Genomic DNA, 15,675 nt, shown 5'->3' with positions numbered 1-15,675 from the left:
GGCGGTGCCGGGGCGAGGTGTGCGGGCCTGGCCCGCACGTCCGTCATGGCGTTGTCGCCGGTGTTACTGGCAGGCCTCACAGCCCAGCTCGTCGATTTCCCCGGCGGACGGCGGACGCTGGCCACCCTTGCCCTTGAGGAAGTCGTCGATGCCGCGGGGCTCTTCGGCTGCGGGTGCCGGCGCCGGTGCGGCCGCCTGGGGTGCGGTGCCGTTGGAGACGGCGTTGAGCTTGCCGCGGTCCACGGTGGACTTCTCCACCGAGGTGGCGCCGAGGGCGCGCAGGTAGTAGGTGGTCTTGAGGCCACGGAACCATGCCATGCGGTAGGTCACGTCGAGCTTCTTGCCGGACACGCCCTGAATGTAGAGGTTCAGCGACTGGGCCTGGTCGATCCACTTCTGGCGCCGTGCGGCGGCTTCGACCAGCCACTTGGGCTCGACCTCGAAGGCGGTGGCGTACTTGGCCTTGAGGTCGTCCGGGATGCGGTCGATGGGCTGGACGCTGCCGTCGTAGTACTTGAGGTCGTTGATCATGACCTCGTCCCACAGGCCGCGTTCCTTGAGGTCGTTGACCATCCAGGAGTTGACCACGGTGAACTCGCCGGACAGGTTCGATTTCACGAACAGGTTCTGGTAGGTCGGCTCGATCGACTGGGTCACGCCGCAGATGTTCGAGATGGTCGCGGTGGGGGCGATGGCCATCACGTTGGAGTTGCGCATGCCCTGGCTGCGCACCTTGTCACGGATGCGATCCCAGTCCTGGGTCTGGCTGGTGTCGACCTCGATGTACTGCTCGCCACGCTCGGCCTTGAGCTTGTCGACGGAGTCGATCGGCAGCACGCCCTGGCTCCACAGCGAGCCCTCGAAGCTCTCGTAGCGTCCGCGCTCGGCGGCCAGGTCGCTGGAGGCCTCGATGGCGTGGTAGCTGATCAGCTCCATGGAGCGGTCGGCAAAGGCCACCGCCTCGCCGCTGGCGTAGGCGATGCCCTGGGCGTACAGCGCGTCCTGGAAGCCCATCAGGCCAAGGCCCACCGGGCGGTGCTTGAAGTTGGAGTTGCGCGCCTGGGGCACCGCGTAATAGTTGATGTCGATGACGTTGTCGAGCATCCGCACCGCGGTGCGCACGGTCTTCTTGAGCTTGTCGTTGTCGAGCTCGCCGTCGACCACGTGCTGCGCCAGGTTGATCGAGCCCAGGTTGCACACCGCGATCTCGTCGGGCGAGGTGTTGAGGGTGATCTCGGTGCACAGGTTGGAGCTGTGGACCACGCCGGCGTGGCTCTGGGGGCTGCGAATGTTGCAGGCATCCTTGAAGGTGATCCAGGGATGGCCGGTCTCGAACAGCATCGACAGCATCTTGCGCCACAGGTCCTTGGCCTTGACCCGCTTGAACAGCTTGAGCTGACCGTTGCGGGTCATCTCCTCGTACTCGGCATAGCGCTTCTCGAAGGCCACGCCGTACAGGTCATGCAGGTCCGGGCAGGTGGACGGCGAGAACAGGGTCCACTCCTCGTCATTGAACACCCGCTTCATGAACAGGTCCGGCACCCAGTTGGCGGTGTTCATGTCATGGGTACGACGACGGTCATCGCCGGTGTTCTTGCGCAGCTCGAGGAATTCCTCGACATCCAGGTGCCAGGTCTCGAGGTAGGCGCAGACGGCACCCTTGCGCTTGCCGCCCTGGTTGACCGCGACGGCGGTGTCGTTGACCACCTTGAGGAAGGGGACCACACCCTGGGACTTGCCGTTGGTGCCCTTGATGTAGGAGCCCAGCGCACGCACCGGGGTCCAGTCGTTGCCGAGACCGCCGGCCCACTTGGACAGCATGGCGTTGTCGCGGATCGCGCCGTAGATGCTCTCGAGGTCATCCGGCACGGTGGTCAGGTAGCAGCTGGAGAGCTGGCTGCGCACGGTGCCCGCGTTGAACAGGGTCGGGGTGGAGGCCATGTAGTCGAAGCTGGAGAGCAGCTCGTAGAACTCGATGGCCCGGGTCTCGCGGTCGTCCTCGTTCAGCGCAAGGCCCATGGCCACACGCATGAACATCACCTGGGGCAGCTCGTAGCGCACGTCATCGCGGTGGATGAAGTAGCGGTCGTACAGGGTCTGCAGGCCCAGGTAGGTGAACTGGTTGTCGCGGCTGTGGTCGAGCGCCTCGCCCAGACGTTCCAGGTCGAAGTTGGCAAGCTCGGGGTCGAGCTGCTCGAACTCGATGCCACGCTCGACGTAGCGCACGAAGGCCGGCTTGTAGAGCTCGGCCATGTCGCCGTAGGTGGCGTCCTCGGCCACGTCGAGGAATGACAGCGCCTCGCGGCGCAGGTTGTCCTGCAGCAGACGAGCGGTGACGTAGGTGTAGTTCGGGTCCTTCTCGACCAGCGTGCGAGCGGTCATCATCAGCGCCTGGGACACGCCATCGATGGTCACACCGTCGTACAGGTTCTTCAGCGAGTCCTGGACGATCTTGTTGGGGTCGACGTTCTCGAGGCCTTCGCAGGCGTCGAACACCAGGGTCTCGATACGCCCCAGGTCCAGCGGACGACGGCTGCCGTCGGCGGCGGTGACGTTGAGGGTCGGGTGCGGCTTCTCGATGCCGCTTTCCTCGCGGGCGCGGGCGTGTTCTTCGCGGTACAGCACGTAGGCACGGGCGACCTTCTGCTCGCCGCTGCGCATCAGCGCCAGCTCGACCTGGTCCTGAATATCCTCGATGTGCACGGTGCCGCCGTCGGCCAGGCGACGGGCAAAGGTCTGCTCGATGGCCTCGGCGGATTCCTTGACGAAGTCACGGACCCGGCTAGAGGTGGCGGCATTGTCCCCCTCGACGGCGATGAATGCCTTGCTGATGGCCACGGCGATCTTGCCGGCGTCGAAGGGCACCACGTCCCCGGTGCGCTTGATCACGCGCAGCGTGTCGGGGGCGGTGACGGAGACGGACGGTCGGTCCGGGCTAGCGAGGGTATCCATGGCGCCGAGGCTCCCTATGAGGTAAAAAAAGTCGTGAAAACAGGCGTGACTAACTGCGAGAAAGAGGCAGTTGACAGGCTTCTGTGATATTGCTAGAGACACATGATGTGGTGTCTCTCTGGATATTCGGACACAAGATAGTGTGCTTCTTGCCCGTCATCAAGTGGATAAGTCTGTGGATGAGGTGTGGTCATCAAGGGGGCAACTGGGCACAACCGGCGTGGGCGCCGTGGTGGCGGCCTTGATGCGCATCAGGGCGAGGGCAGGCGACAGCGCAAAATTCGGGTATCCTTGTGTTATCGCGTGTGACATTGCTCAGCACCAGTCATTCGGCCAGGTTGGATAATGCCCGGCATTCGCCAAAAGGAATGAGACCCCCTATGGAAGAACGTTCAGAGCAACGAGAACAGGATCACGTACTTATCATCGAAGATGATGAGCGTCTCGCTGGTCTGACGCGGGACTACCTCGAAGCCAACGGCTTCCGAGTGAGCCTGGAGGATGACGGCGGTCGCGGCGTCGATCGTATTCTGTCGCTGCAGCCGGATCTGGTGATTCTGGATCTGATGCTGCCGGGCGAGGATGGCCTGTCGATCTGTCGTCGTGTTCGCAGCGACTACGGTGGTCCGATCCTGATGCTGACCGCGCGGACCGACGACATGGATCAGGTCCTGGGGCTCGAGATGGGCGCCGACGATTATGTGCCGAAGCCGGTGCAGCCGAGGGTACTGCTGGCACGCATGCGTGCCCTGCTGCGTCGTCTCGACGGAGCCGAGGTCAGTGGCGAAAGCCGCTTGACGTTCCAGGACCTGGAAATCGACAACGCCACCCGCGAGGCCTGGCTAAAGGGCGAGCGTATCGATCTGACCAGCGCCGAGTTCGACCTTTTGTGGCTGCTGGCCAGCCATGCCGGTCGGGTGCTGACCCGCGAAGAAATCTTTTCCCAGTTGCGTGGCATCCGCTACGACGGCCAGGACCGCTCCATCGACGTGCGGGTGTCGCGGATTCGGCCCAAGATAGGCGATGACCCCCATCATCCGCACCGCATCAAGACGGTCAGGAGCAAGGGCTATCTGTTCGTGAAGGACAGCTGAACCCATGCGTCGCGCCCTGGCCGACAGTACCTTCCTGCGGGTCTACGTCATGCTGGCGGCGACCCTGGTGCTGGCGCTCGGCGTGGCGATGGTGGGCATGACGCTGATCGACAAGGTGCGCATCGAGCACTATCGCGAACAGCTGGCCGAGGCGCCCATGCACCTGTTGGCGACGATGATCGACAGCATGCCGCGGGGCGAGCGGCGTGAGTGGATGGCCGAGAAGTCCGAGGCGCTGGACATGTCGATGTCGATCGTGCCCCTGTCGTCGCTGTCGCCGAGCTACTTCACCCGTCTTCGACTGCAGCGCGGCGGCGTGCTGGTCGGGCGTGACAGTCCCCATGAGTGGCGCTTCTGGCGGCTGATGCCCGCCGGTGGCGCGGTCCTGCAGGTGTCGCTGTCCGGCATGTCGGAGCGCCAGTTGCGGGGCCTGACCCAGCTCAGCGGGGAATGGCTCGCCAGCCTGCCGGCGGGGGCGCGCCAGGCGAGCATCGACAGCATGACCCGCGGCGACCTGCCGGTATCGATCAGCCAGTCCCCTCCGGATATCCTCGAGCCACGTCAGCGCAACCGCCTGGCCGGTGGCGAGGTGATGATGCAGCTACTGCCCGAGCACTGGTCGGTGGTGCTGTTCATGCAGGTGACGCCGCCTGGCGAAGCCCCCTTCTGGCTGACGGTAGGGCCGATGGCCAGCTACGAGGCGCTTCCGCCGGCGCTGTTGGCGTCGATGCTGGTGCTGCTGATGGGCGCACTGGCGATCGTCATCTACCTGATCGTGCGAGGTATCGAGGCGCGCATGGCGCGACTCGAGATGGCAGCCACCCGGCTTGCCAGCGGTCGCCTCGATACCCGGGTCAAGGTCGAGAGCGGCGACTTTCTCGGGCGTGTCGGCATGGCCTTCAACGGCATGGCCTCCCAGGTGCAGTCGCTGTTGCGGGCCCAGCAGGACATGATCCGGGCAGTGTCCCACGAACTCAGGACGCCGGTGGCGAGGATTCGCTTTGCGGTGCAGATGGTCGAGGACATGTCCGAGGACGCCCTGGTCAGGCGCCAGTTGCAGGGGGTCGACAGCGACATCGACGAACTCGACGATCTGATCGACGAAATCCTCACCTATGCGCGCCTCGACAGCGAGACCATCCACGGTGTCGAAGCTTCGCCGGAACCGGTGGAGCTGCGTGACATCTGCGAGCGGGTGATCGACTCCCTGATGCCGTTGCACGGCAATCTTGACGTGCGTCTGTCTGCGGGGCCGGAGATCGAGGTCCACGCCGATTCCCGCTATCTGCAGCGGGCCACCCAGAACCTGGTGGCCAACGCCTGCCGCCACGCCCGCACCCGGGTCAAGGTCAGCCTGCTCGACGAACCCAACCAGGTGAGGGTCGACGTGGAGGACGATGGGGAAGGGGTCCCGCCGGAGGCGCGCCAGGATATCTTCAAGCCCTTCGCCCGCCTGGACGACAGCCGAACCCGCCGCTCCGGCGGCTACGGGCTGGGGCTGTCCATCGTGCAGAAGGTGATGGCCTGGCACGGCGGCACCGTCAGCGTGGACGAGAGTCCCGGCCTGAAGGGCGCGCGATTCTCGCTGATCATCCCCCGCCGGGTATGAGAATCTGCCCGCGGGCCAACCTGAATGCCGGTGAACGGCCCCTGTTTCGGGCGGGCCTGATTCGTTCAGCGCCTCGACGATGCTTCCTGCTCAGGCCGGCTTGATCCCTTCCAGCACCGCAAAGGATGTCTCCCGCTCAGGCAGGCTTGATCCCTTCCAGTACCGCAAAGGACGTCTCCCGCGCGGTGCGCAGGAAGTCGACCATCCACGGGGCTTCCCGGATGTCCTCGCGGATCGCTGCTGGAATAGAGAGTGTGCTCCCGTCTTTCAGGCCGGCTTGATCCCTTCCAGCACCGCAAAGGACGTCTCCCGCGCGGTGCGCAGAAAGTCGACCATCCAGGGGGCTTCCCGGGTGTCCTCGCGGATCGCCGCGAAGAGCGTGCTCCAGACACCATCCTCGCCCAGCGCGACGGCCTTGACGTAGTCCCGCTCCAGGTACTCGGTCAGTGCCCAGTTGGGCAGCGCGCAGACTCCGCGACCGCTGGCCACCAGTTGCATCATCATGATCGTCAGTTCGGCGGTGCGCACCTCCCTGGGGGTGACGCCGGCCGGGTCGAGGAACTGGGTGAACACATCCAGACGCGAACGTTCCACCGGGTAGGTGATCAGGGTCAGGTCGGCCAGATCCTGGGGCGAGACGTGGGAGCGCCCGGCCAGGGCATGCTGACGCGCCACGGCGAGCAGGCCTTCGTAGCGAAACAGCGGCTCGTAGTGAACGCCGGGCAGGGGTTGGGGGTCGGCGGTGATCACCAGATCGAGCTGCTCGCGGGCCAGCGCCGGCAGCGGATCGAAGTGGTGGCCGCCGGGGATGTCGATCTCGACCTCCGGCCAATGGTCGCGGAAGTGATCCACGGTGGGCATCAGCCACTGAAAGCAGCTATGACACTCGATCGCCATGTGCAGGCGGCCCTGCTCGTTGCCGGCCAGGCGCGCCAGGTCACGCTCGGCCATGCGCACCTGGGGCAGGATCTGTTCGGCCAGGTTCAAAAGGCGCAGCCCGGCCCGGGTGAACTCCACCGGCCGGGTCTTGCGCAAGAACAGTGGCCCGCCCAGACGCTCCTCCAGATCCTTGAGCTGGTGGGACAGCGCCGACTGGGTCAGGTGGACCCGTTCGGCGGCCTCCACCAGGGAGCCGGCGTCGCGCAGCGCTATCAGAGTGCGCAGATGACGGAGTTCGAGCATTATCGTGAGCTTCTTTCATAGTAAAGATTAAGAAGTTTAGTTTGATTCACCCTTCGGATGCCAGCGACACTTCGTCGTATCATTCATGATCAAGGTGAATCACTATGACTTTTTCTCATATTCTGGGGTATCCCCGCATCGGTGCCGACCGCGAGCTCAAGCGCGCCACCGAAGCCTACTGGAAGGGCGACGCCGATCGAGCCAGCCTGGAGGCCACCGGTCGCGAGTTGCGCAAGCGTCACTGGCAGGACCAGCGCGAGGCGGGACTGGACCTGGTGACGGTGGGCGACTTCGCCTTCTATGACCAGGTGCTCAACGTGTCGCTGCTGCTGGGTGCGGTGCCGGCGCGTTTTGCTGCCAAGGCCGAGCTCGAGCGCGGTGAAGTCGATCTGGACACCGCCTTTCGCATGGCCCGGGGCCGCGCACCCAGCGGGGAGCCCGCCGCCGCCTGCGAGATGACCAAGTACTTCGATACCAACTACCACTACCTGGTACCGGAACTGCACCAGGGGCAGGACTTCCGCCTGGCCAGCACGCGGCTGTTCGACGAGGTCGTCGAGGCGCAGCAGCAGGGGCACGCGGTCAAGGTGGCGCTGGTCGGGCCGCTGACCTGGCTGTGGCTCGGCAAGGAGCGGGGCGAGTCGTCCTTCGATCGTCTGGCGCTGCTCGATGGTGTGCTGGCGGTCTACGCCGAGGTGTTTGCCCGACTCGCCAAGCTGGGTGTGGAGTGGGTGCAGCTCGACGAGCCGGCCCTGGCCCAGGACCTGCCCAGCGACTGGAAGGTAGCCTTCGAACGTGCCTACCATCATCTGCAGGGGGCGGGGGTCAAGCTGCTGGTGGCCAACTACTTCGGCGGCCTCGGCGACAACCTGACCCTGGCGGTCAATCTGCCGGTGGCGGGGCTGCACCTGGACGCCGTGCGTGCCCCACAGGAGGTCGAGACGGTGGTCGACCGTCTGCTGCCTCACAAGGTGCTGTCGCTGGGCGTCATCGACGGACGCAACATCTGGCGCGCCGACCTGGCTGCCCTGCGCGATCAGTGGACCAACGCCGCCAGCCGTCTGGGCGAGCGTCTGTGGATCGCCCCCAGCTGCTCGCTGCTGCATGTGCCGGTGGACCTGGAGCGCGAGACCGAGCTCGACGCCGAGTTCAGAAGCTGGCTGGCCTTCGCTCGCCAGAAGCTCGACGAGACCGTGACCCTGGCAAGACTGCTCGCTGGCCGGGTGCGACCCGAAGACGAGGCGCTGCTGGCGGCTTGCGTGCAGGCGATTGCCTCGCGGCGTGAGTCGCCACGGATTCATCGTCCCGAGGTCGGTGCACGCCTGGCGGCGCTTGGCGAGGCCGACAGCCAGCGCCCGAGCCCCTATCTGCAGCGCGCCGAGCAGCAGCGTCGCGCCCTCGGACTGCCGCTGTTTCCGACCACCACCATCGGCTCCTTCCCCCAGACCGCCGAGATTCGCGCTGCCCGTCGTGACCACAAGGCAGGACGCCTGTCCGCTGACGACTACCACACCAGGATGCGCGAGGAGATCGCCCAGGCGGTGCGGCTGCAGGAAGAGCTGGGCCTGGACATGCTGGTCCACGGCGAGGCCGAGCGTAACGACATGGTCGAGTACTTCGGTGAGCAGCTCGACGGTTACGCCTTCACCCGCTTCGGCTGGGTCCAGAGCTATGGGTCACGCTGCGTCAAGCCACCGATCCTGTTCGGCGACGTGAGCCGTCCAGCACCGATGACGGTGGAGTGGAGCCGCTACGCCCAGTCGCTGACCGGGGCGCCGATGAAGGGCATGCTGACCGGCCCGGTGACCATGCTGCAGTGGGCCTTCGTGCGCGATGACCAGCCTCGCGCGACCACCTGCCGCCAGATCGCCCTGGCACTGCGTGACGAGGTGTGTGACCTGGAGGCGGCAGGCATTCGCGCCATCCAGATCGACGAGCCGGCGCTGCGGGAAGGGCTGCCGCTGCGCAAGGCCGAGTGGCAGGAGTATCTGGACTGGGCGGTGGAGGCGTTCCGCCTGTCGGCCAGCGGTGTAGCGGACGCGACCCAGATCCACACCCACATGTGCTACTCCGAGTTCAACGACATCATCGCCTCCATCGCCGAGCTGGACGCCGACGTCATCACCATCGAGACCTCGCGCTCCGACATGGAGTTGCTCGACGCCTTCCGTGACTTCGACTATCCCAACGAGATCGGACCGGGGGTCTACGACATCCATTCACCGAACCTGCCCGAGGTGGACTGGATGGTGGCGCTGATGGAAAAGGCCGCCGAGCGCATCTCGCTGGAGCGGCTGTGGGTCAACCCGGACTGCGGCCTCAAGACCCGTCAGTGGGATGAGGTGACGCCGGCGCTGGCCAATATGGTCCAGGCGGCCAAGGAGCTGCGTCGACGCCACGCCTGACGACCGCACAGCACTAGAGGGCCCATGACGCCGGGAAGCGCGGTTGAAAGTTCGTCGATTGTGCGAGGGGGCGATCCCATGGTGGCAGAGCCGCGCCTTTTGACGATGTGGCTGGTAAGCTTCGCCAGTAGGCCCCGACAGGGACACGCCAGACGGCACCTGGCGGGGCCTCGGAATCGTACTGATGTCGTGATCGAAGGAGCCTGTCATGTGTCGTCCCGCTGTCGTCTCACCCCTCCTTGTCGTGATGCTGAGTGGACTGGTGGGGTGCGCCACTACCAGCGCTCCCGGTCCTGCCAGCGAGCAGACCGATCGCGCGGAGCGGCGCGGTTCCTTTACCGATGCGCCGGTGGAGCAGAAGGCGCCGCTGCTGCCCTCTGCCTACTTTGTCGGTGATGGCGCTACCTTCGTTGGCTGGCGCTGTTCGCCGAGTCAGGACATGGTCTCGGCGACCCAGGAGGATTCGCTCAGGTTGTGGACCACCCACGGTGCCGAGCAGTTGCCCCAGGCGGTGGTGGACCAGGGCGAGCGCTACCAGCGGGGGGAGCTCAGCGCCCACATTCTCGGTGATCGGGCGGTGATCAAGAGCTCCCGCGGTCGGCTCGAGTGCGAGGCCCGTACCCGCCGCGACTCCCTACGGCGCAGCGACAAGCCCGGGGTGATGTTCCTGGCCCGGGGCAACGAGCCAGGCTGGCACCTCGAACTGGCCAATGACGTGCCGCGCATCGACATGAGTCTGGACTACGGCGAGCGTGAAGTGAGCCTGCCCTATCGCGTCACCACCCTGGACAACGGTGCCGGTCGAGTGATCCTGGAAAGCGGCCGCGCCGATGCGCCCTTCGAGCTGCGCATCGAGGCCGGTGCCTGCTTCGATGATATGGCGGGCACGCCCTGGCCGGCCCAGGTCACCTTGAACGTCAACGGACGTCAGCTGCAGGGGTGTGGGCAGGGCATCGCGCCCTGAAGGGTGGCGACGTGGACGCGCTTGGCAAGCCGACGAAAGCGTCCTTGTCTTGTGTAGCCAGCACACGCGAATAAAGCGCCGAGCGGCGCTTTATTCGTTTTTATCGAAAGATATTCCGAGATTTATTCGCTTTTCGTCGATTTTATTGGCGGCAAACTGTGCATAGACATCATCTTCCACAGGAACTCGCCATGACCCGCGTACTGCTTGTCACCTCATCCATCCTCGCCGACCAGGGCCAGTCCACCCAGCTGGCACGCCACTTCGAGCGCCTGGCGCGCCAGCGTGACGATATCGAGATCACCCATCGCGACGTGGTCGCCGACGACCTGCCACACCTGGGCCTCGAGGAGCTGTCCAGCTGGCAGGTGGCGGACGCAGAGCGCAGCGAGGCACAGCGCGAGCTGGCGACGCGCTCCGATGAGCGTCTCGCCGAGCTCGAGGCCCACGACGTGCTGGTGCTCGCCGTGCCGCTGTACAACCTGGGCATTCCCTCCCAGCTCAAGGCCTGGTTCGACCGTATCCTGCGCGCGGGCAAGAGCTTCCGCTACACCGAGAATGGCCCGGTGGGGCTGCTCGAGGGCAAGCGTGCCATCGTGCTGGGCGCTCGCGGCGGTCAGTACGCCGGTAGTGCTCTGGATACCCAGACACCGCACCTGCGCCATATGCTGGGCCTGATCGGCATCAATGAGGTCGACACGGTGTTTGCCGAAGGGCTCAGCATGGGAGATGAGCACAAGGAAGCGGCCCTCACCACTGCCCACGCCGAGATCGAGGCGCTGATCGCTAGGCTGTAAGCCGCGCCCGACGTCTGAAGACACTGATTCGCAAGCCGCCGTGGCCCTGGCCACGGCGGCTGGCTGTGGTGATCGTTGCTCAGGGAAGAGGCCGACACCCGGCCGGGTGTCAGCGAGCGTCGCAGTCGTCGCCTGCGCCCAGCTGCCAGCGGGAATCGACGAAGTCAGCGACACACAGCGCGGGCTGTGGTGACAGCATGCGCTCGAACAATTGCCCCATGGGGCGCTGGCTTGCGCTCATCGGTAGTTGCAGGGTCGGTTCCAGGGCGCGCCAGTTGCCATCCTGGCGCTGTGCCAGGGCGAAGCGAAACGGATGGAAGCCGGGAAAGCCCAGGCGCAGGTCGGTGGCCAGCAGACGTTCGGCGTCTCCCTTGCGCTCCACCTCGTAGCGCACAAAGGGGCCAGCGAACCAGGCCAGGCGGCGACCGCTGTCGAGCTCCAGGGCGGCAGCCTCGAGTTCGGTACCGCGTCGAAACAGTTCGACGACCGGGCGGGTATCTCCGTCGAGCAGGCCGATCAGCGTCTCGGCGTGGCGATCGCCGTCCACGGCGGTGACCCGCCACAGCAGGATCGAGAAGGGCGCCGGCTGGATCAGGCGCGGTGCCTCGGCCATGTCCACTCGGTCGAGCGCCTCGTCGGCCCTGGCATCGACCCAGCCGCGCGCGCCCAGCGCCAGCAGCAGGTACAGCGTCGAGATCACCAGGCCCCAGCTGGCGGCGCGTTGCAAGGTCGCTGGCCGATGGCCACGCCACAGTGCGATCACCAGAGCGACCAGCAAGGCCAGGGTGTAGGCCGGGTCGATGATGAACACCAGCGGGGTAGCGCTGGGCGCGGTGACCTCGAGTGGCCACCACAGCTGGGTGCCGTAGGTGGTCAGCGAGTCCAGCAGCGGATGGGTCACCAGGCACAGCCAGAAGAACAGCCACCAGCGCAACAAGCCAAGGTGCTGCAAGCCCAGGCCCTGTGCCGGGCTTAAGCTCAAGCCCAGTCCCTGTGCAGGGCGTCTGGCCCGACGCTCGGCCAGTCGCTCGGCCAGTCGCTGAGCTAGCCCGGTCAGCACCAGCGAGAGCCCCGTCAATACGAAGAGCGAATGACTGAAGCCACGGTGGTAGGTGACGTTGGCCACGGCGTCGCCGTAGTCGATCAGCACGTCCAGGTCCGGCAGGCTGCCGACCACCGCGCCGGCGAGCAGTGACTTGCGGCCCAGGTGACGGCCCAGAACCGCGCCTCCCAGGGCCGCGCCGAGGGCGGCCTGGGTCAGCGAGTCCATGGTGGCGCCGCCGCCAGTATTCGGGCCTGCACCGGGCAGTCGTCGCGGTGGGCGCCGGCCAGGTAGCCCGCGCTCATCAGGAACTCCTTGACGATCTCCGGGCCGGTAAAGCGAAAGTGACGCTTGAACAGCTTCACCCAGTCAGCGTGCTCACGTGGGTGGTGGGCATCGAGCCAGGCCTGAAAGCCGCCGTGGGACTCCCGCATGGCCTGGATCACCCGGGCGTTGTGGATCACCGCCTCGATCTTCAGGCGGTGACGAATGATGTCGGCGTCGGCCAGCAGACGTGCCCGATCGTCGTCGTCGTAGGCGGCGACCCGATCGACGTCGAAGCCGTCGAAGGCGCGCTTGAAGCCCTCGCGCTTCTTCAGCACCGTAAGCCACGACAGACCGGCCTGATTGATCTCGAGTGCCAGGCGCTCGAACAGGTCGGACTCGCCTCGGATCGGGAACCCGTATTCGCTGTCATGGTAGGGCCCGTGCAGCGGATGCCCCGGGGCCAGGTCGCAGTACTCGCTCATGCGGCTTGCTCTTGTTGGTAAGGTGTCTCGATTCCCTGGGACCGACCTGCGCTACGACAAAAGGGTACCGACTCGGCATACCCTTGATGGCGCGATTCTGCGATCCTGAGGCCTGTCCTTCTCTTTTTCCGTCAGGAGATCATACGCGATGACACGTCTTTCTCGCGCCCTGGGTGCCGCTCTCATGGGTGTCTTCAGCCCGCTTGCACTGGCCGCCGGCCTGGACATGCACAAGGATCCTCACTGCGGCTGCTGCAGCGCCTGGGCCGAGCACATGCGTGAGGCCGGCTTCGAGGTGCGTCTTCACGACAGCCCCGACATGGCGTCGATCAAGCAGCGCCTGGGGGTTCCCCAGGCGTTGGCGTCCTGTCATACCGCTACCCTGACCAATGATGCCGGCAGGCGTTACCTGATCGAGGGCCATGTGCCCGCCGAGCAGGTGGCCTGGCTGCTGGAGGCGTCGCCGGACATCGATGGTCTGGCGGTGCCGGGCATGCCCCATGGCTCGCCCGGGATGGAGACCGGCCGTCTCGATGACTACGCGGTGCTCGGCTTTACAGCCGATGACGCGCGCGCCATGGTAGTGGCCCGTTACCCCTGAGTCCGCGCAGCAGACGCGGCCCCCTGAACCCCGAGGAGACCCGAATGCAATTTCTACACACCATGGTGCGTGTCAGCGACCTCGACGCCTCTCTGCATTTCTATTGCGACCTGCTGGGTCTCAAGGAGGTGCGTCGCAAGGACAACGACAAGGGACGCTTTACCCTGGTGTTCCTGGCGGCGCCAGAGGACGAGGAGCGCTCAAGCCAGCTCAACGCGCCGGAGCTCGAGCTGACCTGGAACTGGGACCCAGAGGAGTACCAGGGCGGACGCAACTTTGGCCACCTGGCCTATCGCGTCGATGACATCTACGCCCTGTGTCAGAAGCTCATGGACAACGGCGTGACCATCAACCGGCCCCCCCGCGACGGCCATATGGCCTTCGTCAGGAGCCCGGACGGCATTTCGGTGGAACTGCTGCAGAAGGGCGACGCCCTGGAACCCGCCGAGCCCTGGGCCTCGATGGAGAACACCGGCAGCTGGTAGCGAGCGAAAGGCCGCTGTCGATCGTGCCAGCGAGCGGCGCCGAAGGGGCAGCGAAGGGATGGGGGAGCTGACTCCCCCATCGACACCTTGTCTTGCAGCTTGCCACGTGACCCGCCGCGCGGGCGTCGTTTGCTCAGGCGGGGATGGCGCTGTCTCTCAGCAGGTGTGACGACAGTGCCGGCCACTGGTCTTCCCAGTGCTCGGTGGGGCGGTGGCGGTAGTCGCTGCGCACGTACTGGGCGATGCGTCCCTCGATCTGGGCGGTCAGCAGGTTGGCGCCGGCGCTGGCCGGCATCGCCAGCCGGCGACCCTCGCGCAGCTCCGCCTCGCGTAGTACCTGCTTGAACTGGGTATCCAGCCGCTCGAACAACTGGTGGATACGCTGCCTCAGTCGCGCCGTCTCGCCGGTCAGCACGTCGCCGCCCAACAGCCGCGACAGGCCCGGGTTCTTTTCGGTGAAGGCCAGCACCAGGGTCATGATCTGATGGCAGCGCGGCAGCGCCTCCTGCTGCTCGTCGAGGATGCGCGTAATGCGCTCGAACAGGGTCTCCTCGATAAAGCTGATCAGGCCCTCGTACATCCTGGCCTTGCTCGGGAAGTGGCGGTAGAGCGCTGCCTCCGAGACGCCGACCTGGCGCGCCAGGGCGGCGATGGTGATGCGCTTGCCGCTGTCTTCTTCCAGCATCAGGGCCAGCGCCTGCAGTATCTGGTCCCGCCGACTTGGGGTCTTTTCCTGCGTCATGATATCGAATTCTTTTGTCGTTGATGGCCCGCCGGGGCGCCGGCGGGCGAGTTCCCTTGCGTCCGGAGCTTGTGCCCGGTTCGCACTTCCTTGCGTCGTTATCGTGTCGCTTTCGTATCGCCCTGGTACGGGTACTTCAGTTGGGCGATTCGTTGGTGATCAGGGTGCCGACACCCGCGTTGGTAAAGATCTCCAGCAGGGTGGCGTGGGGCACCCGGCCATCGACGATATGGGCGCTGACGACCCCGTCCTTGACCGCGTCGAGGGCGCAGCGGATCTTCGGCAGCATACCACCGTGGATGGTGCCGTCGGCGATCAATTCGTCGACCTGAGCGGTGGAAAGTCCCGTCATCACCTCTCCGTCGCGGTTCATCAACCCGGCCACGTTGGTCAGCAGCATCAGCTTCTCGGCGCCGAGCGCCTCGGCCACCTTGCCGGCCACCAGATCCGCATTGATATTGTAGCTGCGACCCTCGCCGTCGACCCCGATGGGGGCGATCACGGGAATGAAATCCCGGGCGGCGAGCATCTCGATCAGGTCGGTGGAGACGTGTTCCACTTCGCCCACATGGCCGATGTCGATGATCTCGGGCGCCGTCATTTCCGGGCTCTGGTGCTCGACCTTGAGCTGGCGCGCGCGGATCTGGGCGCCATCCTTGCCGGTCAGGCCGATGGCCTTGCCGCCGCACTGATTGATCTGGTTGACGATGTCCTTGTTGACCAGTCCGCCGAGCACCATCTCGACCACGTCCATGGTCTCGGCGTCGGTGACACGCATGCCACCGACAAAGCGCGACTCGATGTTGAGCTTGGCCAGCAGATCACCGATCTGGGGGCCGCCGCCGTGGACCACCACCGGATTGATGCCGACTTCCTTCATCAGCACCATGTCCCGGGCGAAGGAGTCGATCAGGGCATCCTCGGTCATGGCGTTGCCGCCATACTTGACCACCACGGTCTTGCCGGAAAATTTCTGGATATAGGGGAGGGCCTCGGAGAGGACCTCCACCACCAGGCGCGGATCGCGTGCCTGTTCGCTCATGGGCGTCATGT

13 protein-coding genes and 1 pseudogene are annotated in these 15,675 nt (G+C 65.6%); 7 read left to right on the top strand and 7 right to left on the bottom strand.

Translation table 11 applies throughout. The features are described 5' to 3' along the window. Positions 1 to 63: 63 nt before the first annotated feature. Positions 64 to 2,952: a ribonucleoside-diphosphate reductase subunit alpha gene (locus NFG57_RS17455; protein WP_253029475.1), complete on the bottom strand. Its 2,889-nt coding sequence runs from the start codon at positions 2,950 to 2,952 to the stop codon at positions 64 to 66. A 380-nt stretch (positions 2,953 to 3,332) separates the two neighbouring features. On the opposite strand from NFG57_RS17455, the gene NFG57_RS17450 reads away from it, so the two are divergent. Then, positions 3,333 to 4,046, top strand: coding sequence for a winged helix-turn-helix domain-containing protein (locus NFG57_RS17450; protein ID WP_083970186.1), 714 nt, complete (start codon positions 3,333 to 3,335; stop codon positions 4,044 to 4,046). A gap of 4 nt (positions 4,047 to 4,050) precedes the next feature. Further along, on the top strand, positions 4,051 to 5,655 hold the full coding sequence (locus NFG57_RS17445; protein WP_222516089.1) for an ATP-binding protein: 1,605 nt from the start codon (positions 4,051 to 4,053) through the stop codon (positions 5,653 to 5,655). A 136-nt stretch (positions 5,656 to 5,791) separates the two neighbouring features. On the opposite strand, the pseudogene NFG57_RS17440 reads toward NFG57_RS17445, so the two are convergent. Together NFG57_RS17440 and NFG57_RS17435 are read right to left on the bottom strand one after the other, a co-directional pair. Beyond that, positions 5,792 to 5,905, bottom strand: a pseudogene (locus NFG57_RS17440) (LysR family transcriptional regulator); the annotation flags it as partial. 17 nt (positions 5,906 to 5,922) lie between these two features. Continuing rightward, entirely contained in the window at positions 5,923 to 6,837 is a 915-nt protein-coding gene (locus NFG57_RS17435) for a LysR family transcriptional regulator (RefSeq protein WP_045991224.1), read from the bottom strand. A 104-nt stretch (positions 6,838 to 6,941) separates the two neighbouring features. Here NFG57_RS17435 and metE point away from each other — a divergent pair, with 104 nt between their 5' ends. The 3 genes from metE to NFG57_RS17420 all read left to right on the top strand — a co-directional run bounded on the left by metE (position 6,942) and on the right by NFG57_RS17420 (position 11,003). After that, positions 6,942 to 9,242, top strand: a complete 2,301-nt coding sequence (gene metE, locus NFG57_RS17430) for a 5-methyltetrahydropteroyltriglutamate--homocysteine S-methyltransferase (protein WP_348814861.1) — start codon at positions 6,942 to 6,944, stop codon at positions 9,240 to 9,242. 208 nt (positions 9,243 to 9,450) lie between these two features. Beyond that, positions 9,451 to 10,206 carry a C-type lysozyme, inhibitor gene (locus NFG57_RS17425; protein ID WP_348814860.1) on the top strand — a complete coding sequence of 252 codons (756 nt, stop codon included), beginning with the start codon at positions 9,451 to 9,453 and terminating at the stop codon, positions 10,204 to 10,206. A gap of 191 nt (positions 10,207 to 10,397) precedes the next feature. Then, positions 10,398 to 11,003 carry an NAD(P)H-dependent oxidoreductase gene (locus NFG57_RS17420; protein ID WP_348814859.1) on the top strand — a complete coding sequence of 202 codons (606 nt, stop codon included), beginning with the start codon at positions 10,398 to 10,400 and terminating at the stop codon, positions 11,001 to 11,003. 109 nt (positions 11,004 to 11,112) lie between these two features. Here NFG57_RS17420 and NFG57_RS17415 read toward each other — a convergent pair whose 3' ends face one another. Next, positions 11,113 to 12,273, bottom strand: coding sequence for a metal-dependent hydrolase (locus NFG57_RS17415; protein WP_348814858.1), 1,161 nt, complete (start codon positions 12,271 to 12,273; stop codon positions 11,113 to 11,115). Beyond that, positions 12,261 to 12,794, bottom strand: a complete 534-nt coding sequence (locus tag NFG57_RS17410; protein WP_124803520.1) for a DNA-3-methyladenine glycosylase I — start codon at positions 12,792 to 12,794, stop codon at positions 12,261 to 12,263. Before NFG57_RS17410 ends, NFG57_RS17415 begins: the two co-directional genes overlap by 13 nt. A gap of 148 nt (positions 12,795 to 12,942) precedes the next feature. Here NFG57_RS17410 and NFG57_RS17405 point away from each other — a divergent pair, with 148 nt between their 5' ends. Both NFG57_RS17405 and NFG57_RS17400 read left to right on the top strand, forming a co-directional pair. Beyond that, complete coding sequence (locus NFG57_RS17405) at positions 12,943 to 13,395, top strand: DUF411 domain-containing protein (RefSeq protein WP_348814857.1); 453 nt, start codon at positions 12,943 to 12,945, stop codon at positions 13,393 to 13,395. 44 nt (positions 13,396 to 13,439) lie between these two features. Next, the gene (locus NFG57_RS17400) at positions 13,440 to 13,880 is read left to right on the top strand and encodes a VOC family protein (protein WP_045991217.1); all 441 of its coding nucleotides are present in this window, start codon (positions 13,440 to 13,442) and stop codon (positions 13,878 to 13,880) included. Between the two features lie 133 nt (positions 13,881 to 14,013). Here the strand turns inward: NFG57_RS17400 and slmA are convergent, their stop codons facing one another. Both slmA and argB read right to left on the bottom strand, forming a co-directional pair. Next, the gene (gene slmA / locus NFG57_RS17395; protein WP_045991216.1) at positions 14,014 to 14,622 is read right to left on the bottom strand and encodes a nucleoid occlusion factor SlmA; all 609 of its coding nucleotides are present in this window, start codon (positions 14,620 to 14,622) and stop codon (positions 14,014 to 14,016) included. 136 nt (positions 14,623 to 14,758) lie between these two features. Further along, positions 14,759 to 15,664: an acetylglutamate kinase gene (gene argB, locus NFG57_RS17390; RefSeq protein WP_045991215.1), complete on the bottom strand. Its 906-nt coding sequence runs from the start codon at positions 15,662 to 15,664 to the stop codon at positions 14,759 to 14,761. Positions 15,665 to 15,675: the final 11 nt, after the last annotated feature.

Source organism: Halomonas sp. H10-59 (genome assembly GCF_040070555.1).
GTDB lineage: Bacteria > Pseudomonadota > Gammaproteobacteria > Pseudomonadales > Halomonadaceae > Halomonas > Halomonas litopenaei.
The sequence above is the reverse complement of the archived record's forward strand: the minus strand, read 5'-3'. Positions and strand labels throughout refer to the sequence as shown.

Coding starts and splice junctions, on each gene's coding strand:
- NFG57_RS17455 (WP_253029475.1), bottom strand. CDS start 2,952: ATGGATACCCTCGCTAGCCCGGACCGACCGTCCGTCTCCGTCACCGCC.
- NFG57_RS17450 (WP_083970186.1), top strand. CDS start 3,333: ATGGAAGAACGTTCAGAGCAACGAGAACAGGATCACGTACTTATCATC.
- NFG57_RS17445 (WP_222516089.1), top strand. CDS start 4,051: ATGCGTCGCGCCCTGGCCGACAGTACCTTCCTGCGGGTCTACGTCATG.
- NFG57_RS17435 (WP_045991224.1), bottom strand. CDS start 6,837: ATGCTCGAACTCCGTCATCTGCGCACTCTGATAGCGCTGCGCGACGCC.
- metE (WP_348814861.1), top strand. CDS start 6,942: ATGACTTTTTCTCATATTCTGGGGTATCCCCGCATCGGTGCCGACCGC.
- NFG57_RS17425 (WP_348814860.1), top strand. CDS start 9,451: ATGTGTCGTCCCGCTGTCGTCTCACCCCTCCTTGTCGTGATGCTGAGT.
- NFG57_RS17420 (WP_348814859.1), top strand. CDS start 10,398: ATGACCCGCGTACTGCTTGTCACCTCATCCATCCTCGCCGACCAGGGC.
- NFG57_RS17415 (WP_348814858.1), bottom strand. CDS start 12,273: ATGGACTCGCTGACCCAGGCCGCCCTCGGCGCGGCCCTGGGAGGCGCG.
- NFG57_RS17410 (WP_124803520.1), bottom strand. CDS start 12,794: ATGAGCGAGTACTGCGACCTGGCCCCGGGGCATCCGCTGCACGGGCCC.
- NFG57_RS17405 (WP_348814857.1), top strand. CDS start 12,943: ATGACACGTCTTTCTCGCGCCCTGGGTGCCGCTCTCATGGGTGTCTTC.
- NFG57_RS17400 (WP_045991217.1), top strand. CDS start 13,440: ATGCAATTTCTACACACCATGGTGCGTGTCAGCGACCTCGACGCCTCT.
- slmA (WP_045991216.1), bottom strand. CDS start 14,622: ATGACGCAGGAAAAGACCCCAAGTCGGCGGGACCAGATACTGCAGGCG.
- argB (WP_045991215.1), bottom strand. CDS start 15,664: ATGAGCGAACAGGCACGCGATCCGCGCCTGGTGGTGGAGGTCCTCTCC.